The organism is Blautia sp. DFI.6.71, assembly GCF_020593585.1.
Classification (GTDB): Bacteria; Bacillota; Clostridia; order Lachnospirales; family Lachnospiraceae; genus Blautia_A; species Blautia_A wexlerae.
Map to the genome: position 1 here is coordinate 1 of NZ_JAJDMJ010000013.1, position 19518 is coordinate 19518.

Annotated in this window: 18 protein-coding genes, 2 pseudogenes and 1 other annotated feature; of the genes and pseudogenes, 18 read left to right on the forward strand and 2 right to left on the reverse strand. The window is 42.8% G+C overall.

Going from position 1 to position 19518, the window contains the following annotated elements:
* The first annotated feature begins 247 nt into the window (after positions 1 to 247).
* The 8 genes and pseudogenes from LJE12_RS07640 to LJE12_RS20570 form a co-directional block, all read left to right on the forward strand.
* Entirely contained in the window at positions 248 to 736 is a 489-nt protein-coding gene (locus tag LJE12_RS07640) for a DUF2798 domain-containing protein (protein WP_227226566.1), read from the forward strand.
* 202 nt (positions 737 to 938) lie between these two features.
* Positions 939 to 1937 carry a sulfate ABC transporter substrate-binding protein gene (locus tag LJE12_RS07645; RefSeq protein WP_227226565.1) on the forward strand — a complete coding sequence of 333 codons (999 nt, stop codon included), beginning with the start codon at positions 939 to 941 and terminating at the stop codon, positions 1935 to 1937.
* Between the two features lie 70 nt (positions 1938 to 2007).
* Positions 2008 to 2844 (forward strand): sulfate ABC transporter permease subunit CysT, encoded by an 837-nt coding sequence (cysT, locus tag LJE12_RS07650; protein WP_227219147.1) that lies wholly within the window; start codon positions 2008 to 2010, stop codon positions 2842 to 2844.
* On the forward strand, positions 2844 to 3668 hold the full coding sequence (cysW, locus tag LJE12_RS07655; protein WP_025580838.1) for a sulfate ABC transporter permease subunit CysW: 825 nt from the start codon (positions 2844 to 2846) through the stop codon (positions 3666 to 3668). Before cysT ends, cysW begins: the two co-directional genes overlap by 1 nt.
* A gap of 1 nt (position 3669) precedes the next feature.
* Complete coding sequence (locus LJE12_RS07660; RefSeq protein WP_195383121.1) at positions 3670 to 4728, forward strand: sulfate/molybdate ABC transporter ATP-binding protein; 1059 nt, start codon at positions 3670 to 3672, stop codon at positions 4726 to 4728.
* A 111-nt stretch (positions 4729 to 4839) separates the two neighbouring features.
* Positions 4840 to 6585 carry an adenylyl-sulfate reductase subunit alpha gene (locus LJE12_RS07665; RefSeq protein WP_173720717.1) on the forward strand — a complete coding sequence of 582 codons (1746 nt, stop codon included), beginning with the start codon at positions 4840 to 4842 and terminating at the stop codon, positions 6583 to 6585.
* Positions 6582 to 6896, forward strand: coding sequence for a 4Fe-4S dicluster domain-containing protein (locus LJE12_RS07670; RefSeq protein WP_055059734.1), 315 nt, complete (start codon positions 6582 to 6584; stop codon positions 6894 to 6896). The genes LJE12_RS07665 and LJE12_RS07670 overlap by 4 nt, the downstream gene beginning before the upstream one ends.
* 57 nt (positions 6897 to 6953) lie before the next feature.
* A pseudogene (locus tag LJE12_RS20570) lies at positions 6954 to 7040 on the forward strand (DUF6783 domain-containing protein); the annotation flags it as partial.
* Here the strand turns inward: LJE12_RS20570 and LJE12_RS20575 are convergent.
* A pseudogene (locus LJE12_RS20575) lies at positions 7008 to 7127 on the reverse strand (DUF6783 domain-containing protein); the annotation flags it as partial. The pseudogenes LJE12_RS20570 and LJE12_RS20575 overlap by 33 nt on opposite strands.
* An 18-nt stretch (positions 7128 to 7145) precedes the next feature.
* Between LJE12_RS20575 and cysD the strand changes: the two are divergent.
* The 5 genes from cysD to LJE12_RS07695 all read left to right on the forward strand — a co-directional run bounded on the left by cysD (position 7146) and on the right by LJE12_RS07695 (position 13223).
* Positions 7146 to 8045 carry a sulfate adenylyltransferase subunit CysD gene (gene cysD / locus LJE12_RS07675; protein ID WP_026649863.1) on the forward strand — a complete coding sequence of 300 codons (900 nt, stop codon included), beginning with the start codon at positions 7146 to 7148 and terminating at the stop codon, positions 8043 to 8045.
* 1 nt (position 8046) lies between these two features.
* A complete protein-coding gene (locus LJE12_RS07680) occupies positions 8047 to 9687 on the forward strand; it encodes a sulfate adenylyltransferase subunit 1 (protein ID WP_070100657.1) in 1641 nt (546 codons plus the stop codon).
* A 669-nt stretch (positions 9688 to 10356) separates the two neighbouring features.
* Positions 10357 to 10611 (forward strand): hypothetical protein, encoded by a 255-nt coding sequence (locus LJE12_RS07685; protein WP_008705184.1) that lies wholly within the window; start codon positions 10357 to 10359, stop codon positions 10609 to 10611.
* Positions 10612 to 10629: 18 nt separating this feature from the next.
* Positions 10630 to 11481, forward strand: a complete 852-nt coding sequence (locus LJE12_RS07690) for an SGNH/GDSL hydrolase family protein (protein ID WP_118566383.1) — start codon at positions 10630 to 10632, stop codon at positions 11479 to 11481.
* A gap of 224 nt (positions 11482 to 11705) precedes the next feature.
* Positions 11706 to 13223, forward strand: a complete 1518-nt coding sequence (locus LJE12_RS07695) for a 4Fe-4S dicluster domain-containing protein (protein ID WP_055053925.1) — start codon at positions 11706 to 11708, stop codon at positions 13221 to 13223.
* 268 nt (positions 13224 to 13491) lie between these two features.
* On the opposite strand, the gene LJE12_RS07700 is transcribed toward LJE12_RS07695, so the two are convergent.
* Positions 13492 to 14592 (reverse strand): FAD:protein FMN transferase, encoded by a 1101-nt coding sequence (locus LJE12_RS07700; RefSeq protein WP_195278122.1) that lies wholly within the window; start codon positions 14590 to 14592, stop codon positions 13492 to 13494.
* Positions 14593 to 14782: 190 nt separating this feature from the next.
* Here LJE12_RS07700 and LJE12_RS07705 point away from each other — a divergent pair, with 190 nt between their 5' ends.
* The 5 genes from LJE12_RS07705 to LJE12_RS07725 all read left to right on the forward strand — a co-directional run bounded on the left by LJE12_RS07705 (position 14783) and on the right by LJE12_RS07725 (position 19414).
* Entirely contained in the window at positions 14783 to 14965 is a 183-nt protein-coding gene (locus LJE12_RS07705; RefSeq protein ID WP_008705180.1) for a DUF6472 family protein, read from the forward strand.
* 47 nt (positions 14966 to 15012) lie between these two features.
* A complete protein-coding gene (upp, locus tag LJE12_RS07710; RefSeq protein ID WP_055053923.1) occupies positions 15013 to 15642 on the forward strand; it encodes a uracil phosphoribosyltransferase in 630 nt (209 codons plus the stop codon).
* Between the two features lie 424 nt (positions 15643 to 16066).
* Positions 16067 to 16209, forward strand: a sequence feature (ribosomal protein L10 leader region).
* A 41-nt stretch (positions 16210 to 16250) separates the two neighbouring features.
* Positions 16251 to 16754 (forward strand): 50S ribosomal protein L10, encoded by a 504-nt coding sequence (gene rplJ, locus LJE12_RS07715; protein ID WP_025580230.1) that lies wholly within the window; start codon positions 16251 to 16253, stop codon positions 16752 to 16754.
* Positions 16755 to 16864: 110 nt separating this feature from the next.
* Positions 16865 to 17236, forward strand: coding sequence for a 50S ribosomal protein L7/L12 (rplL, locus tag LJE12_RS07720; protein ID WP_008705176.1), 372 nt, complete (start codon positions 16865 to 16867; stop codon positions 17234 to 17236).
* 87 nt (positions 17237 to 17323) lie between these two features.
* Positions 17324 to 19414, forward strand: coding sequence for a right-handed parallel beta-helix repeat-containing protein (locus LJE12_RS07725; protein WP_055059740.1), 2091 nt, complete (start codon positions 17324 to 17326; stop codon positions 19412 to 19414).
* Positions 19415 to 19518 lie beyond the last annotated feature (104 nt).

Genomic DNA, 19518 nt, shown 5'->3' on the forward strand with positions numbered 1-19518 from the left:
ATTTTGGCATATTCATGCCAAAACACCTCGCGGGACAGTGGTGTGTGAACAGTAACCTTTGTTCCCTGATTCACACTGCAGGTACTGAAAAAATCCTTGACTTTTTTTAAAACAGTCCGTATAATAACCAACGGTAAATTTAAGAAACAGATATTTGGTATTATTGGAAACGGTACATCCTCCTGGATGGTTATGAACAACACAAATCTCTAATTGATGTTATTCATACTATCTAAGGAGGATTTTTATGCCTAAAAACAAGTTTCAGGAAGTTATTTTTACGATTATCATGGTGTTTGTAATGGTTTATGCCATGATCTGCTACAACATTGTACTGAACACAGGGACAATGACAAATGAGACATTTCTGTTAGCTTTTCATGAATTAACATTCATGGGACCGATTGCATTTATTCTTGATTTCTTTATCATCGGTGGTCTTGCAAAGAAGATTGCATTTGGTGTTGTGGATATGAGAAGAGATAATCCGTTCCACCTTGTACTTGCAATCTCAGCAGTATCCGTTGCATTTATGTGTCCATGTATGAGCTTTGCGGCAACTGTGCTGATCAAACATGCATCGGCAAGTCAGATCATTCCCACATGGCTCCAGACAACAGCAATGAACTTTCCGATGGCATTCTTCTGGCAGATCTTTTATGCCGGACCATTCGTAAGATTTATTTTCGGAAAGCTTTTTCCGGAGAAAGAAAAGGCAGCAGCTTCTGCCGAATAAAAAATATGTAATTTTGACTGCAGCATTCTGTATTTCAGGATGCTGCTTTTTTTGTGTTCTTATCTACACAACATAAATTGTACTTATTTTAATACACTATTGACAAATTCTGTCATTTCTTGTAATATCATATAAAACATATCGAATAACTATGAAAAGTAGAGAATGCAAAAAACTACTGGTACCTTAAAGGAGATGAAACATGATCAGAAAATTATTTGCCTTTGGTCTTGCAGTTGTACTGGCACTGATGCCGGTACAGGCTTTTGGAAAAACGGTGTCTATCACTAATGTTTCCTATGATCCTACCAGAGAGATGTTTGAACAGTATAATAAAATATTTGAAGACCACTGGAAGGAGAAGACCGGGGATGATGTGGAAGTGATACAGTCCCATGGTGGTTCAGGGAAACAGGCACTTGAGGTAGCCAATGGTCTGGATGCAGATGTGGTAACCCTGGCACTGGAATATGATATTGAGTCTATTGAAAACGCAGGGCTGATCAAGGCAGGATGGAAAGATAAATTTGACAATGACAGTTCTCCTTATACATCCACTATCGTATTTCTGGTGAAGAAAGGAAATCCCAGGGATATCAAAGACTGGGACGATCTGACGAAAAAAGGAGTGGGAGTAGTAACACCAAATCCGAAAACCTCCGGCGGTGCCAGATGGAACTACATGGCAGCGTGGGCTTACGCAGATAAAAAGTATGGTGGCGATGAAGCGCAGATGAAGGAATTTATTAAGAAACTTTACCGGAATGTGGTGGTTCTTGACTCAGGCGCAAGAGGTGCAACGACCTCTTTCGTGGAGAACGGACAAGGAGATGTGCTGGTTGCGTGGGAAAATGAAGCTTATCTATCCATGCGGGATTATCCGGATGAGTATAAGATTGTTACTCCAAGCGTAAGTATTCTGGCACAGCCTTCTGTGGCGGTGGTAGATGAAGTGGTGGATTACAGAGATACAAGAGATGTGGCAACTGAGTATTTGAATTATCTGTATTCCGACAAAGCACAGGAGATCGCAGCAGAGAATTATTTCCGCCCCACTAATGAGAAAATCCTGAAGAAGCACAGTGATACGTTTGATCTGAATATAAATCTGGCAAATATCAGTGATTATGGCGGATGGGATAAAGTGCAGGAGAAATATTTCACAGATGGCGGAATCTTCGATCAGATTTATGAGAGATAAAGGAAGACAAGATGAAGCAAGAGCATAAGCACAGACAGAATATATGAGGCAGGAGAGGTGGTAATTGATTATGAAAAAAAGAAATAAACCGGTGATTCCAGGGTTTGGGCTCTCCATGGGAATTACCATTTCCATATTGAGTCTGGTAGTTCTGATCCCCCTGGCAAGCCTGGTGGTCTACACAGCGAAGCTGAGTTTTAAAGATTTTATCGAAACCATCACAAGGGCCAGAGTGCTGGCATCCTTTTATACCAGTTTTGTATGTGCTTTTGCAGCAGCAGTAATAAATGGAATTATGGGAACTATTCTTGCGTGGGTGCTTGTGAAATATGATTTTCCGGGCAAGAGACTTATGGATGGGGTGATCGAACTTCCCTTTGCTCTTCCCACAGCGGTAGCAGGTATTGCACTGACATCCCTGACCTCAGATTCAGGAATTGTCGGCAGCTTTTTTGCAGGATTCGGTATCAAGATCGCATACACAAGAATAGGTATTACAGTGGCTATGATATTTGTAGGAATACCGTTCGTTGTGCGAAGTGTACAGCCGGTTCTGGAAAAGATGGATAATTCTTACAGCGAGGCAGCAGGAGTGCTGGGAGCAAAGAAAACAACTATCTTCTGGAAGGTCATTTTTCCGGAACTGAAGCCCGCGATCTTTGCGGGAACCGGACTTGCGTTCGGAAGATGTCTGGGTGAATATGGAAGTGTTGTATTTATCGCAGGAAATAAACCCTATTATACAGAAATCACACCGCTGGTTATTATGTCAGAGCTTCAGGAATTTGATTATTCAAGTGCAACGGCAATCGCACTTGTGATGTTGGCAGTTTCATTTTTTATTCTGTTCCTTAACAGTATGATACAGCAGAGAAATGCAAGAATTTTAAGAGGAGGAAATGCCTGATGGACAACAATGAAAAGACTTCGGAGAAAATTACAAAATGTCTGCTTGTCGGGATCAGTGTTCTGTTTCTGGCAGTCATGCTCCTTCTTCCTCTGATCACTGTGATCACAGAAGCATTGCGGAGCGGATGGAAGGTCTATGCAGCTGCAGTGACAGATGAGTACACCATCAAAGCACTTCTTCTTACAGTGAAGGCAACACTCTTTGCAGTTGTTTTTAACACTGTTTTTGGTGTTTTTGCAGCCTGGGCACTGACGAAGTTTCAGTTCAGGGGTAAAAAGCTTCTCACTACCCTGATCGATCTTCCGGTTACTATTTCCCCTGTTATTGCAGGTTTGATCTTTCTTCTGATTTTCGGACGACAGAGTCCTGTTTACTTTTTTCTCATGAAGTTAGGGATGAAAGTTGTATTCTCTGTACCGGGAATCATTATTGCAACTGTATTTGTAACCTTTCCTTTTATTTCCAGAGAACTGATTCCGGTTCTGGAAGCAGAAGGAAGCGATGAGGAGGAAGCGGCAGCCCTGATGGGAGCAGGTGGATGGACCATTTTCTGGAAGATCACATTCCCTCATATCAAATGGGCATTACTGTATGGAGTTGTGCTCTGTACGGCAAGAGCAATGGGAGAGTTTGGAGCGGTATCTGTACTTTCCGGACATTTAAGAGGAAAGACCAATACACTTCCTCTTCATGTAGAGATTTTGTTTAATGAGTTTCAGTATGTTCCGGCGTTTGCCGTATCTTCGCTGCTTGTGATCATGGCAGTTATCATTCTGGTAGTCAGAAGCCTGATTGAATATAAAGGAAAGAAGGAAGCCTGATATGTATGTAGAGTTAAAAAATATCAATAAGACATATGGTTCTTACCAGGCATCAAGGAATGTGAATTTCGGAATTGAGAAAGGTAAACTGATTGGTCTGCTGGGACCAAGCGGAAGCGGAAAAACAACTATTCTTCGAATGATCGCAGGCCTGGAAACCCCGGACAGCGGAGAGGTCATTATTGATGGAAAAGTGGTAAATGATGTTCCGTCCAGTCAGCGTGGGATTGGATTTGTATTTCAGAATTATGCGTTGTTTCGCTATATGACAGTTTATGACAACGTTGCATTTGGTTTGAAGGTTCAGAAGGCTGATAAGAAGAAAATTGATGCCAGAGTCAGAGAGCTGATCAAACTGGTGGGGCTGGAAGGACTGGAAAAAAGATATCCAAGCCAGTTATCTGGCGGCCAGAGGCAAAGGGTGGCATTTGCCAGAGCCCTTGCTCCAAATCCCCAGGTGCTGCTTCTGGATGAGCCCTTTGCAGCCATTGATGCAAAAATCCGTCAGGAACTGCGAAGCTGGTTAAAAGAGATGATCGGAAAGCTGGGAATTACCAGTATTTTCGTTACTCATGATCAGGATGAGGCCATTGAAGTAGCAGATGAGATTATTATCACTAATGCAGGACGGATCGAACAGAAAGGAACTCCCATAGGGGTTTACAGAAATCCTGAGACAGCTTTTACAGCGTCCTTCTTCGGACAGCCATCTGTGTTGAAAAATGCGGATGATTTCCATACCTTTGCTCAGGCAGAAGGAGCAGACAAGATTATTGTCCGCCCGGAATTTGTAAAAATCTCCAAACTGGATGAGGTGGAGAAGTTCAAAACTTCCGTATCCCGGGGAGTGGTTGAACAGGTTTCTTTCAGGGGAGATAATCTGGAACTTCAGGTGAGAGTCAACAATTCCGTAGTAACTGCCAGAAGAAGCCTGGAGAAAACAGATATCCGGGAAGGTGAGACTGTGAATGTATTCCTTTACAGGATTTTTGCACTGAGAGGTGACAGTGTACAGCTGATCGAAAATGAGGCTGTAAGGGATGACTTTGTAATTATCTGACAACGGTGGCTGCGGCGACTGACGACAATGAAGAAATAAGAAATTCAGAGGCAAGACTGATCGGAAAATCAACTTGTTGGCACACTGGTATGGAGGAAAGGGTAAGAGAGAATGAGAACAGAGAGAATCAGGACAGATGTGCTGATCATCGGCGGCGGTACGGCAGGATGCTTTGCAGCCTATGTGATTGGCCAAAAAAGCGGCAGAAAAGTTCTGATCGCAGAGAAAGCGAATATTAAGCGAAGCGGATGTCTGGCGGCGGGCGTGAATGCATTGAACGCATATATTACAGAAGGCAGAGTGCCGCAGGATTATGTGGATTATGCCAAAAAGGATGCCCATGGAATCGTAAGAGAAGACCTTCTTCTTACCATGTCAGAGAGACTGAATCATGTGACAAAGGTGATGGAAGATCTGGGGCTGGTCATCCTGAAGGACGAAAACGGAAAATATGTTGCCAGAGGAAACCGAAACATCAAGATCAATGGCGAAAATATGAAGCCAATCCTTGCAAAGGCGGCAGCTGAACAGGAGAATGTTACGGTTCTCAATCATGTAAATATTACAGATTATAAAACAGAAAACAAAAAAGTCACAGGCGCAGTTGGATTTAGCGTTAATGAGGATATTTTCTATGACATTGATGCGAAAGCAGTTCTTTGTGCCACAGGTGGTGCAGCGGGACTTTACAGACCGAATAATCCGGGATTTTCCAGACATAAGATGTGGTATTCTCCGTTTAACACAGGTGCAGGATATGCAATGGGACTTCTTTCCGGTGCAGAGATGACAACCTTTGAGATGCGTTTCATTGCATTGAGATGTAAGGACACGATTGCTCCTACAGGAACTATTGCTCAGGGCGTTGGGGCCAGACAGGTCAATGCACATGGTGATATTTATGAAACAAAATATGGTCTGACAACTTCCCAGCGAGTTTACGGTACAGTCATGGAGAACAGAGAAGGAAACGGTCCATGTTATCTCAGAACGGAAGGTATTTCCAAAGAACAGGAGCAGGACCTTTACAAAGCTTACCTGAATATGGCACCGTCCCAGACTCTGAAATGGATGGAAGCCGGAAAAGGACCATCCGAAGAGAATGTAGAGATTGAGGGCACAGAGCCATATATTGTAGGCGGACATACAGCCAGCGGTTACTGGGTAGATAATAACAGAGCTACAACTATTGAAGGTTTATATGCAGCCGGAGACGTAGCAGGAGGATGTCCGCAGAAATATGTAACCGGCGCACTGGCAGAAGGTGAGATCGCAGCAGAGGCGATTTTGGAATATCTGAATGGCAAAGATGATGACCGGATCGCAGCGGAAAATAAGGAAGGGGCTTTAGAGAGTGGCGGAGAACAGGAGCTGTCTCAAACTACAATAGCTAAGAAGGCAGAATACGAATCACATTTGAATGCTTCCCGTTCTTTGATGAATGCAGAGCAGCTTGAGGAAGCCATGCAGAAGATCATGGATCAGTATGCAGGAGGAATCGGTACAGACTACAGATACAGCGGGATGAGTCTTGCAAAGGCAGATGAAAAGATTGCAGCATTGTTGCCAGTAGTTGACACTCTGGCAGCAACAGATACTTATGAACTGATGCAGATTTATGAACTTCGCGAACGACTGATCGTGTGTCAGGCAGTGATCGCACATCTGGCAGCCAGAAAGGAAACCAGATGGCATAGTTTCGGAGAGAATACAGACTACCCGCAGCAGAGCGAAGAGTGGATGAAATATGTAAACTCCCGTATGGAAAACGGCGAGATTAAGATCTTATATCGTGACCTGATCACAAAGGAAAATACAGGTTTGAATACAGCAGAGAAAGGAGCAGGTGAGAGATGAGCATTCGGATTCAAAAAAGTAAATGTACAGGATGTGGCAGATGTATTGAAGCCTGTCCCGGAAATCTGATCAAAAAGGATAAAGAGAACAAAGCCTTTATCCGTCAGGTAAGAGACTGCTGGGGATGTACTTCCTGTATTAAGGAATGCAGGCATGATGCCATCCGCTTTTTCCTTGGAGCTGATGTGGGAGGCAGAGGTGCAAGTATGGTTGTATCAGAGAAACCGGATATTTCCACATGGACAGTGGAGAAGCCGGATGGCACTAAGATCACTATTCAGGTTAATAAGAAAGACGCTAATAAATATTAAACACAAGTATGTACTCTCAGAATCTTTAGAGTGTGTTTGAAAAATGCTTTACGCAAGATGTGCGTCACAATTTGTGGGAGATTTTGTTCGGATGAGGGCGTCGTAGCGGGCTACGACAACCGAATTCGGACAAAATATACCGCAAAGTGGGGCGTGCAGATTGCGGGAATGATTTTTCAGACACGCTCTAGTGTATTTGCTCAAGTACGAAAAGATTCCGAGTATAAACAAACAGAGGAGGATAATGCAATGAGTAACTTATCTCATCTTGATGCGCTTGAGGCAGAGGCGATTTATATTATGCGAGAAGTAGCAGCCGAGTGTGAAAAGCCGGTTATGCTCTATTCTATAGGAAAGGACAGCTCCGTTATGCTCCATCTGGCGATGAAGGCATTTTACCCGGAGAAACCTCCATTCCCGTTCCTTCACATTGATACTACATGGAAATTCCATGAGATGATCGAATTCCGCGACAGAATCGCAAAGGAAAACGGAATTGATATGCTGGTTTACACCAATGAAGAGGGTGTAAAGGCAGGAATCAATCCATTTGACAATGGTTCTGCATATACAGATATCATGAAAACACAGGCGTTAAAACAGGCTCTGACCAAATATGGATTTACAGCGGCATTTGGAGGCGGCCGTCGTGATGAGGAGAAATCCAGAGCAAAAGAAAGAATCTTCTCTTTCCGTAATTCAGCTCAGGCATGGGATCCGAAAAACCAGAGACCGGAGATGTGGAAGCTTTATAACACTAAGATCCAGAAGGGCGAGAGTATGCGAGTATTTCCAATTTCCAACTGGACAGAAAAGGATATCTGGCAGTACATTCAGCGTGAAAATATCGAAATTGTACCGTTATATTTTGCGAAAGAAAGACCGGTCATCTACAGAGACGGAAATATCATTATGGTGGATGATGACAGATTAAAACTCCGTCCGGGTGAAAAGATTGAAAACAAAAAAGTCAGATTCCGTACTCTTGGGTGCTATCCGCTTACTGGAGGTATTGAATCTGAAGCAGATACTCTGGATGAGATTATTGATGAGACGTTAAGTGCTGTTTCTTCTGAACGTACCAGCAGGGTGATCGACCACGAGGCAGCAGGCAGCATGGAGAGAAGAAAGAGAGAGGGGTATTTCTAGAATGAAAGGATTATTGAAATTTATTACATGCGGAAGTGTAGATGATGGAAAATCCACTCTGATCGGACATATTCTTTATGATGCAAAGCTTCTCTATGCAGATCAGGAGAAAGCCCTGGAGCTGGATTCCAAAGTAGGAAGCAGAGGCGGTGCCATTGATTATTCGCTTCTTCTGGACGGTCTTATGGCAGAGCGTGAGCAGGGAATCACCATTGATGTTGCATACCGTTATTTTACAACAGATAACAGAAGCTTCATTGTTGCAGATACACCCGGACATGAAGAATATACAAGAAACATGGCAGTGGGTGCGTCCTTTGCAGATCTGGCAGTTATCCTGGTGGATGCTTCACAGGGAGTACTGGTACAGACAAGACGTCATGCAAGAATCTGCGCATTGATGGGAATCCGTTACTTTGTATTTGCAGTAAACAAAATGGATCTTATTGAATATGATGAAAAACGTTTCCGCGACATTGAGAATCAGATCGCAGCACTGATAGAAGAACTGAAACTTGCCAATGTAACTATTATTCCGGTATCTGCCACAGAAGGTGACAACGTTACAACCAAATCTGACAACATGCCATGGTATAAAGGTGAGGCGCTTCTTTCCCATCTGGAAACCGTAGACATTAAGGAAGATACAGAGAAGGGCTTCTATATGCCTGTACAGAGAGTCTGCAGACCAAACCATGAGTTTCGCGGATTCCAGGGACAGATTGAGAATGGTGCCATCAGGGCAGGCGACCTTGTGACTACTCTTCCCAGTAAAGAAGAAGCTCATGTAAAGAGTATTCTTGTTGGCGATAAAGAAGTTCAGGAAGCTGTACAGGGACAGCCTGTTACCATCCAGCTTGACAGAGAAGTAGATGTTTCCCGCGGATGTGTACTTGCCATTGATTCCGGCGCAGTTCTTACAGACTCTGTGGAAGCAGATATCCTCTGGATGGATGACAATGCTCTTACGGATGGCAAGAACTTCTTTGTAAAAATCGGTACAAAGATGATCCCCGGCCTGGTTACAAAGATCAATTATTCTGTGGATGTTAATACAGGTGAAAAGAAAAGCGCATATATCTTAAAGAAAAATGAGATTGCTTCCTGTACTCTGGAATTCTCAGAGAAGATCGTTGTAGACGAATTTGACAGGCACAGAACACTGGGTGAGCTGATTCTGATAGATCGTGTCACAAATATGACTTCTGCCTGCGGTGTTGTGAGAAAAACCTTTGTTTCTCAGGATAGATCCCAGATCGGAAAAGTGGACGAGCAGGTTCGTGCAGGACTGAAAGGTCAGACACCGGTAGTAGTGGAATTCCCGATCGGTAAAGAAGGAATCACTCTTGATTTTGCAGAGCAGGTAGAAAAGGGACTGACTGTACTTGGAAAACATACCTATCTGTATCATCCGGCAGCGAGTGAAAACTATGCAGAAACTGTCCGCCATCTTAAGGCAGCAGGTCTGATCGTACTTCTTGTTCTTGATGAAAATACAGCAAAAGACGAGACATTAAAGACTCTGGATGGTTTCTATGCGAACTGGCAGATTGACGGAATTACTGTGAAAGATGCGATTGATTTCGTGAAAAAGAAATCTGCATTTACAGTGCAGAGTGTACAAGATGGAAATTATATCTGATTATAACAGGGCTATAAATCGCCGCAGAGACAAAGAAAGTCTCTGCGGTATTTTGTTTTCTTGACAAGTGTCGTTACAGCGGATTATACTTATTCTCAAATATTCAGAATCCATAATAATACAGACAGGAAAGATAACAGAAATATGCAAACGAACAATGAAAGTAAACAAAACCAAAAAAAGAGATGATGCTTGGAACTTTGTTTGTAATTGCTACGATAATCATCCTGGCGATACCAACGAAGAAAAGACAGAAATAAAGATGAGTGAATATCGATCAGAATGTAGAATGGGCAATTGGTTACTGTTCACACACCATTATCCCGCGAGGTGTTTTGGCATGAATATGCCAAAATCCCGAGACATACAAGCCAAAATTCCATTGCCACAGGCAATCTGAAATGAATTTTGGCTAAGTTACTGTAAACGGAGTGAACAGTAACGGCAATTGTGAAGTGGCATTCAGATTACATATTATGTAGCAGAGTATGATATAATTCATTTTGTATAATGGCGTCAGGATTAAGAGCATATGTAGAGCTGTGTAGTGAAGCGGATTGCGAATATCTGTTTGACTTTTGATGGGTGTACACGAGAACATTTTTTTACAGTGAAAGTTATCTGTATTATATTACAGAGGGTACTGTACAGATAATCAGGAGGTATTTTATGCGTTTGGAAAAAGTACAGGAAGCGTTAAAAACAAAGAAAATTCATTATGAATATACAGAGGAAAACGGATGCGGAAGCATCGACTTTATGTTTCGCGGTCTGAGATTCCATATATGGGAATATGAAGATCGTGTCTGGGGAGCGGAGACAAACGTGTTCGAAGCAGGCAGAAGCCAGGATATTGAGGGAGATTACGAGGAAATTATTTCCGGAGAAATCCTCTCATGGCCGGATATGCTGCCTGGGATGTAAGTATTACTGCAGAAGGGAATGATATTTACGAAAAAATATAGAACCGGACAAATTGTATTAACTGCATGTATTGTAGCTGTCTGTATGTTTTCAAATGTCCATGGGACAGAAGCGGCAGGTCCGCCAGCACCGAAAACTCTGACAGTTACACCGACAGAAAAACCGAAATCAACAGCAAAGTCAAAGTCTGCGTCAACATCAAAGTCCAAATCAACACCGAAATCTAAATCGGCACTAACACAAAAACCTGAAGCAACACCAATACCTGCATCTACTCCAACACCAGAGCAGGAAGCTGAGACAGATAAACAGAATCCGGCAGATCAGGGAACTTTAAGCAAGCCAGATCATCCGGATACTATCTCCGCAGATAAACTGGTATTTATCGGAGATTCCAGAACAGAGGGATTGAGGGATGCGGTAAATGATGACAGCATTTGGTCCTGTCTTTCTTCTATGGGATATGACTGGATGGTATCTACAGGAGTGCCTCAGGTAGAAGATCAGATTGAGGACAATACAGCGGTTATTATTCTGATGGGTGTTAATGACTTGTATCATGTTAATGACTACATCAGCTATATTAATTCCAAAGCTGCCGAATGGGGAAACAGGGGAGCGCAGACTTATTTTGTGTCTGTAGGTCCGGTGCAGAATGATCCCTATTGCAGTAATGCGGAGATTGAAAGCTTCAATGCGGCAATGCAGGCAAATCTGAGTGGGGTTACCTACATAGACGTATATTCCCATCTGGTATCTGAGGGATTTTCCACCGTAGACGGAACCCACTATCCGGACAGTGTGTCTGTAGATATTTATAATTATATTCTGGATCATCTGGAGGAACAGAGGAGTGGAATCTGGGGATGATTTTTCAGTTTATGAAATTGTGATGCTGTATTGAGTTCGATGGAGTTTGGTGATATGATTGCAGAGGAAGAAACGGAATAGAGCGGAAATTCGTTTTTTTATATAAAAGCTGAAAACCTGGCAGGAGGAAATAATGGGTGGCTGTTTTGCAGCAGAGCCAAAAATGTAAATGATAATTGCCCAATGACTGGACAGTTATCAAAATCCAAAATCAGGAGGAAAGAATGAGAGGACTGTATTCATCCAAAACAGAAATCAGACACAAAATTTTTACGGAAATTGCGAGGATGGCATATGAAGGCCAGTCTCCGGAGATGCTGGAAGAGCTTCCCTACAAGATTGTACCCGGTGAAATTGCGACTTATCGTGACAGTATTTTTCTGGAAAGAGCGGTAGTTGGTGAGAGACTTCGCGTTGCAATGGGGATGTCACTGAGAAAGGTTACAGAGCATGCGCCAATCTCCAAAGGTGTGGAGGCCAGCGTTATTGAGGAAAAGTATTATGAACCGCCGCTTATCAATGTGATCAAGTTTGCCTGTAATTCCTGCCCTGAGAAAAGGGTAATGATTACAGAGGGCTGTCAGGGCTGTCTGGAGCATCCCTGTGTGGAGGTCTGTCCAAAGAAAGCAGTACATATGGAAGGCGGCAGATCACATATTGATGAAGATGCCTGCATCAAATGCGGAAAGTGTCTGGAAGCCTGTCCGTATAATGCAATCATCAAACAGGAACGTCCCTGTTCAAAGGCCTGCGGCATGAATGCCATTGGTTCTGACGAATACGGAAGAGCAGAGATTGACCAGGACAAATGTGTATCCTGCGGCCAGTGTCTGGTGAGTTGTCCGTTCAGCGCTATTGTAGACAAAGGACAGATTTTCCAGACTGTTATGGCATTAAAAAGTGAAACACCGGTGTATGCAATCGTGGCGCCTGCCATTGCAGGTCAGTTCCCAGGTATGGAGAATAATAAGATACGGGGTGCATTTCAGGCACTTGGCTTTACAGATGTAAGAGAGGTTGCCGTCGGTGCAGATCTGTGCACAGTGGAGGAGGCAAAGGACTTTTTGGAGGAAGTTCCTGAGAAACTTCCGTTTATGGCTACATCCTGTTGTCCGTCCTGGTCTATGATGGCTAAGAAATTATTCCCGGAACAGGCGAAATGTATCTCCATGGCACTGACACCTATGGTTCTTACTGCCAGACTGATCAAGCAGAAGGAACCGAATTGTAAGATAGTTTTCGTAGGTCCCTGTGCAGCCAAGAAGCTGGAAGCCAGCCGTAAGAGTATCCGCAGCTATGTGGATTTTGTGCTGACCTTTGAGGAAGTGGCAGGAATGTTTGATGCCAAAGGCGTGGACTGGAAAGATATTCCGGAAGGAGAACCACTGTTTCGTGCCAGTGCTGACGGAAGAGGTTTCGCAGTCAGCGGTGGTGTGGCAGAAGCGGTTGTCCATGCGGTGAAGCGTATTGATCCTGATCGGGAAGTAAAGGTAATGAATGCAGAAGGTCTGCAGAACTGTAAGAAGATGCTCCAGATGGCCAAGATTGGTAAATATAATGGATATCTGCTGGAAGGAATGGCATGTCCGGGCGGCTGTGTAGCAGGTGCCGGTACTATCCAGACAGTTAAAAAAGCAGCAGCGGCTCTCGAAAAAATGAAGAAAGAGGCTTCGTTTACAGATGCCTATGACTCCAAATACAGAGCAAGACTGGAAAGTCTGGAGAAATTTGATGTGGAGTGAGATTCTGACTGAATCAGTGAAATCTTATATGGATTGCAAGTGTTTGAATGCAATCAGTATATAGCAGACTAAAAATGAATAATCGTCAGAAGAACTGTCAGGCTGAGTGATAAGTTTAATTGAATCGGATAAGTCCCCTGCGGAGGTTGCGAAAAGCAATAAGCAGGGGACTTTTGTCATCTGTACAAGGTTGACTTAAGTCAAAACACCAGTTAATAATTGTTGATTTATATTTCTGTTTTTTCAATTTAAGTCATCAGAGACAGATTTATTCTGTTTCCGTAACTTTGATTTTTTTCTGGAAATCTCTGGTATAGTGAATCGCATAATCAGAAGTTACGAAAAATGCCTGTACATCGTCCAGAGACTCGGCCAGTTTCATGCCATCCTCCAGACCAAGAGCAAAGCAGGTCGTGCTCAGCGCATCCCCGTCCACAGACTGATCGGAAATAATGGTAACTGCAATCAGCCCGTTATCATAAGGATAGCCGGTTTTAGGATTGAGCAGGTGATGATACAAAGTGCCATCCTGTTCAAAGCATCTCTCATAAATTCCTGAGGAAACCACTGACTTATCCCTGATGTCCATAACAGCAATAGTTTCGCTTCGGTCTGCAAATGGTTTCTGGATCCCGATCTTAAAAGCAGAATTGTCTGTTTTTTCGCCAATACAGAGAACATTTCCGCCAAGATTGATGATCGCACTTTTTACATTCTGAGAAACCAGATAATCCTTCAGGCGGTCTGCGATATAACCCTTGGCAATGGCACCTAGTTCGATTGCAGTATCGTCTGTCTTTAATGTAATCTCATTTTTATCTGTATCAACAGAGATATTGTGATAATTGCATTTGGGCAGTGCTGCCTGGATCAGACTGTCCTTGGGCACTTTTGGATTTTCAGCAGTAAAATTCCACAGAGAAGTCAGCGGTTCAATAGCAATATCAAATGCACCCTCAGATAATACAGAATAATCAAGTCCCTTAGAAACCAGCTCCGCCAGAGAAGCCGACACCTGATAAGTATCCTCTGTTCCCTTCACAGGTGTAAGTTCCCGATGGTTTAACTGATATAATTCACTGTCATCTGCGGTGCGGCTGAATATTTTCTCATACTTGTCACAAAGATTCATGCATTCTGTAAGCAGCTCTCTGTCCTGAGAATCATAGATAGTGACCGTAACTGCAGTATTCAGTTTGATCGCAGTGGCAGAGATGGGATCCTGGGAACCGGCATCCGTATTTTTGACATTTTCCGTTTTTGCCGAACATCCGGAAAAAACAGCCGGACATAATATAAGAGATGCTGCGAGCATTGAAAAAGTACAGCGTGTTATTAATTTTTTTGCAGATATATGATATAATATCATAAATGTAACCTCATAGTTATTTTATGGAATTGCTATAAGCAATAGTTCAGGGAAGAAATATCTTTTGATCCCAACACCATAGTATATCAGAAACAGCAAACTTTGCACAGGTACAAAGGCAACAGAAAAAATCCAAAAGGAGATACCGGATAGAAATGAAATATGCCGGAAACAAAGAGAGGAGTAAATAATGTCCGATGCAGTAAACTGCGAATATTGTGTAAACTACAGTTATGATGATGACTATGAATGCTACACCTGTGAAATAAATCTTGACGAAGATGAAATGGTGAAGTTCATCACCGGAAACTTCAATCAGTGTCCATACTTCAAGATGGGTGACGAATACCGCATTGTACGTAAGCAGATGTAGAATTTATAAAAAGTAACAAATATTCAACTAAGCGAGGAATTAAGATAATGGAAAACGTTTATATTATGAATCATCCGCTGATCCAGCATAAAATATCCATGCTGAGAAACAAAAACACAGGAACAAATGAATTTCGTAAATTAGTAGAAGAGATTGGAATCCTCATGGGATACGAAGCTCTCCGGGATCTTCCTGTAGAAAATGTAGAAGTAGAAACCCCTATTGAAACCTGCATGACACCAATGATCTCAGGAAAGAAGCTGGCGGTTATCCCTGTGCTCCGCGCAGGCCTTGGAATGGTAAACAGTATTCTCACACTTGTGCCATCTGCAAAAGTAGGCCATGTAGGACTCTATCGTGATCCTGTAACCCATGAACCACACGAATACTACTGCAAACTCCCGGAAGCAATTGATGAGCGAATTTCAGTGATCGTAGATCCAATGCTTGCAACCGGTGGCTCCGCAGAAGCAGCCGTTGACTTTGTCAAAAAACAGGGCGGAAAAAACATTAAATTCATGTGCATCATCGCAGCCCCTGAAGGGCTCAAACGTCTCCACGAAGCACATCCGGATGTTCAGATTTACTGTGGACACCTTGATCGTGAGTTAAATGACCACGCCTACATCTGCCCAGGCCTTGGAGATGCCGGAGACCGTATCTTCGGAACAATGTAAGAACAACGTGATTTGTTACTGTTCACTCCGTTCACAGTAACGTAGCCAAAATTCATTCCAGATTGCCTGCGGCAATGGAATTTTGGCATATTCATGCCAAAACACCTCGCGGGACAGTGGTGTGTGAACAGTAACGACAATTTTCCAATTACCAGCGTAAGCAGGATTCTCTTTTGGGGTGAATCTTGCAGGGAGTGTAGTAACTCTTAGGCCTGCGGAATCTGCGTTATGAAAAAAGAAGGCAACTGTCTGAGCCGCAGGCGAGTTTTGCCTTCTTTTTTCATGCACTTAGCAGATTTTGCAGGCCTTAGAGTTCCTGCTCCCGAAACTGAACCCCAAAAGAGAATCCTGCTTACGCGTCCCTTAATGAAAAAATCAACAAAAAACCGAAAAAACCTCTTGACAACTCAAATCTCATATGCTATCTTATACCAGAACGCTGCCGAAGACAGTAGGTGCCGCAAGGCATAAGTTGTAAACGCCTACCGAGGACTAAGTATTCTTTATATTTTTATGTAAGATTACGCAAGCCCTACTGCCAGACAGTAAGGCTTTTTATTTACTCATTTGCAGCGGTATACAAAATCTATAAGGAGGTGTACCATTTCATGGCAAAAGTAGAACTTAAACAACCAATCGTAGACGAAATTATCAACAACGTGAAAGATGCAGAATCTGTAGTACTTGTTAACTACAGCGGTCTTACAGTTGAACAGGATACTGCTTTACGTAAGGAATTAAGAGAAGCTGGTGTTGTATACAAAGTATACAAAAACACAATGATGCATCGTGCATTCGAAGGTACTCAGTGCGAAGAACTTATCCAGCACTTACATGGAACAAACGCTATAGCAATCTCTGCTACAGACGCAACTGCTCCTGCAAGAATCCTTGATAAATTCGCAAAGAAAGCACCGGCTTTAGAATTAGTTGCAGGTATCGTTGAAGGAAACTACAACGATCAGGCAGGTATTCAGGCACTGGCTGGAATCCCGTCCAGAGAAGAACTTCTTGGCAAACTGCTTGGAAGCATCCAGTCTCCGATTACAAACTTCGCTCGTGTGCTTAATCAGATCGCTGAGAAAAACGGCTCTGAAGCAGCAGCTGAATAATTTTTGATGCCAGAGGCATAAAACGAATCTAGTAACTATTCGAAAATCACCATCCACGAGGATGCTGAAGAGTTACCGAATTAAATAATATTATATGGAGGGAATTTAAAATGGCAAAATTAACAACAGAAGAATTTATTGCAGCAATCAAAGAATTATCTGTATTAGAATTAAACGACTTAGTAAAAGCTTGTGAAGAAGAGTTTGGTGTATCCGCAGCAGCAGGTGTTGTAGTAGCAGCAGCTGGAGCAGCAGAAGCAGCAGAAGAGAAAGATGAGTTCGATGTAGAACTTGCAGAAGTTGGACCAAACAAAGTTAAAGTTATCAAAGTTGTTCGTGAAGTAACTGGCTTAGGTCTTAAAGAAGCTAAAGAAATGGTTGACGGAGCTCCTAAGGTTGTTAAAGAAGGCGCATCCAAAGCAGAAGCTGAAGATATCAAAACAAAACTTGAAGCTGAAGGCGCTAAGGTTAACCTTAAATAATTATCTTCCTATTATATATAGAAGATTTGCAAGCAGGAATGCCACTGGTATTCCTGCTTTTTTTACAGAGCCGGAGGATTACAGACTATGATGAAAAGAAAAACGGCAGTCATATTTGGTATCATCATTGCAGCTCAGCTTTGCCTGACTCCATATGCAGGTGTAAAAGTACAGGCGGCTGAACTGGAAGAAGGACAGATGTTTGAAGATTCATCAGAAGATTCAGAGACTTTTGGAGATGTGTCAATACCGGATACGCAGTCGGCAGAGAAAACTGAAGAGAATGAATTTGGGGATGACGACGGTTTCAGTGATGGAGACGTTGAAACTTTTTCTGCGGAGGATGCGGATCAGTCCTGCGAAAATATGCAGGAACTTGTGCTGAATGTGCAGGATGGAGAGGATATTACTGTAAAGTTAAATACACTGCTGGCACAGGCCAGGGACAAGGCAACGGATGAAAAGCAGTGCAAAGTTATCGTGCCGCCCGGAAATTATACACTTACGGGAACTTTGCATATGTACAGCAATATCTATCTATATGCAGAGGGTGCCACGATAACAAAGACTTCACCGCGAAAAGAAATCCTGCTCCGTCTTGGCGATACACAGAAATCTGCAGGCGGATACGAGGGATACCGTAATATAACTATCGATGGCGGAATCTGGGATTCAAATTATGAATGTGTGGAAGACAAGGGAGGACCTGGAGGGTTTGTAGGTTTTAGGATCGGTCATGCTACGAATGTTACAGTGAAGAATGTTACATTTCTCAATAACCTTAAATCGCATTTTCTGGAACTTGCAGGAGTGAAGAATGCGGAAATTACAGGATGTACGTTCAGGGGCTACTGGAAAGAGTTTACAGGCGGCGGACAGGAATGTATCCAGCTTGATGCCTGTATGCCGAGAATTTTCCCAGGATATCTTCCATATGACGGAAGTGTCTGTGAGAACATTGTGATAAAGGATAATACCTTTGAAGATGTATTTGCCGGCATTGGAAGCCACAGCATGATGTTTGATAAACCGTATAAAAATATCACGATCAGTAACAACCGGTTTAATAATCTGAAAAAGAGAGCAATATGGTGCCTGAATTATCAGGATACGGTTGTGACGGGAAATACCATGACAAATGTGGGCGGTGGTGTTTATGTGCGTTCTGTTTATACCAGAAATGCACATACTGTCAGCGGTCAGGAAGTATCTCCGGAGGGAAATCAGTACGCAGAGAATATTCTGATCGCTGATAATCAGATCACAGTTCTGGAACCAACCGTAATAGATGGCAAACAATGGAATGGATATGGAATCTGGATCACAGGCGAGGTATCTCTGGGCTCAGCAGGAGAAACTATTCCTTCTGAAGATGATGATCCTGAGAATACAGCAAATCCGACGACCAATGGAATTCCGGTGGGAAGATATATTATTCGCGGAGTTACAGCCAGAAATAATACGATCAGCGGAAATTGCGACGGAATTAAATTTTCCCTTGCAGAAGACTGTTCATGCAGGGGGAACACAGTCAGACTTTCTGATAGTCATACCTACAACAATGTGGGGATCAGTGTTGCCAAGGGAAGCAATATCAGAGTTTCCTATAACAATCTTTCCGGCGGAAACGGATATGGGATTTATGCAGTCGGAACAGAGGCTTCACAGAAAATCTGCCGGATTTACGGAAATACAGTCTCCGGATTTATGAAAGATGGGATTCTGGCTTCAGGGCTTGCAGCAGGAAGCCGTATTGAACACAACAGAGTCAGTACCAGTGCGGCAAATGGCATACTTGTAAAATGCATTGATAAGAGTGTGGTTGATGGTAATTACAGTTTTAAAAATAAGGCAAGAGGAATTCTTCTGCAGAGATGTGAGTCAGCAATGGTAGCGGATAATTTTGTTTCTGAAAATGCGATCAATGGAATTGAACTCAATATAAGAAGCAATCATTCTTCTGTGCAGGGAAATGTCTGTGGTTCCAATAAAAAATCAGGTCTGCGCATTGCCGGATCAAAGGGGATTTCGGCAGACGGAAATTCCTTCCGCAGCAACAGAGGATATGCGGCGGAATTTATCCGTTCTCATATCAGCAGTTATAAAGGCAATCGTTTTGAAGAAAATGGATATTCAAATCGTATCCACGTAAGAAACAGTAAAATCTCGAAGAAATAGCGTTACTGTTCACGCCGTTCACAGTAACGAAATAGCGACTGCTGCAATTATTTGAAAAAATTAAAAAAATATCAAAAAAGTGATTGACAGGCGCAACTTGCTGT

Bases quoted from the DNA above. Each gene is read 5' to 3' on its own strand.
- LJE12_RS07640 (WP_227226566.1), top strand. From the start codon at position 248: ATGCCTAAAAACAAGTTTCAGGAAGTTATTTTTACGATTATCATGGTG.
- LJE12_RS07645 (WP_227226565.1), top strand. From the start codon at position 939: ATGATCAGAAAATTATTTGCCTTTGGTCTTGCAGTTGTACTGGCACTG.
- cysT (WP_227219147.1), top strand. From the start codon at position 2,008: ATGAAAAAAAGAAATAAACCGGTGATTCCAGGGTTTGGGCTCTCCATG.
- cysW (WP_025580838.1), top strand. From the start codon at position 2,844: ATGGACAACAATGAAAAGACTTCGGAGAAAATTACAAAATGTCTGCTT.
- LJE12_RS07660 (WP_195383121.1), top strand. From the start codon at position 3,670: ATGTATGTAGAGTTAAAAAATATCAATAAGACATATGGTTCTTACCAG.
- LJE12_RS07665 (WP_173720717.1), top strand. From the start codon at position 4,840: ATGAGAACAGAGAGAATCAGGACAGATGTGCTGATCATCGGCGGCGGT.
- LJE12_RS07670 (WP_055059734.1), top strand. From the start codon at position 6,582: ATGAGCATTCGGATTCAAAAAAGTAAATGTACAGGATGTGGCAGATGT.
- cysD (WP_026649863.1), top strand. From the start codon at position 7,146: ATGAGTAACTTATCTCATCTTGATGCGCTTGAGGCAGAGGCGATTTAT.
- LJE12_RS07680 (WP_070100657.1), top strand. From the start codon at position 8,047: ATGAAAGGATTATTGAAATTTATTACATGCGGAAGTGTAGATGATGGA.
- LJE12_RS07685 (WP_008705184.1), top strand. From the start codon at position 10,357: ATGCGTTTGGAAAAAGTACAGGAAGCGTTAAAAACAAAGAAAATTCAT.
- LJE12_RS07690 (WP_118566383.1), top strand. From the start codon at position 10,630: ATGATATTTACGAAAAAATATAGAACCGGACAAATTGTATTAACTGCA.
- LJE12_RS07695 (WP_055053925.1), top strand. From the start codon at position 11,706: ATGAGAGGACTGTATTCATCCAAAACAGAAATCAGACACAAAATTTTT.
- LJE12_RS07700 (WP_195278122.1), bottom strand. From the start codon at position 14,592: ATGATATTATATCATATATCTGCAAAAAAATTAATAACACGCTGTACT.
- LJE12_RS07705 (WP_008705180.1), top strand. From the start codon at position 14,783: ATGTCCGATGCAGTAAACTGCGAATATTGTGTAAACTACAGTTATGAT.
- upp (WP_055053923.1), top strand. From the start codon at position 15,013: ATGGAAAACGTTTATATTATGAATCATCCGCTGATCCAGCATAAAATA.
- rplJ (WP_025580230.1), top strand. From the start codon at position 16,251: ATGGCAAAAGTAGAACTTAAACAACCAATCGTAGACGAAATTATCAAC.
- rplL (WP_008705176.1), top strand. From the start codon at position 16,865: ATGGCAAAATTAACAACAGAAGAATTTATTGCAGCAATCAAAGAATTA.
- LJE12_RS07725 (WP_055059740.1), top strand. From the start codon at position 17,324: ATGATGAAAAGAAAAACGGCAGTCATATTTGGTATCATCATTGCAGCT.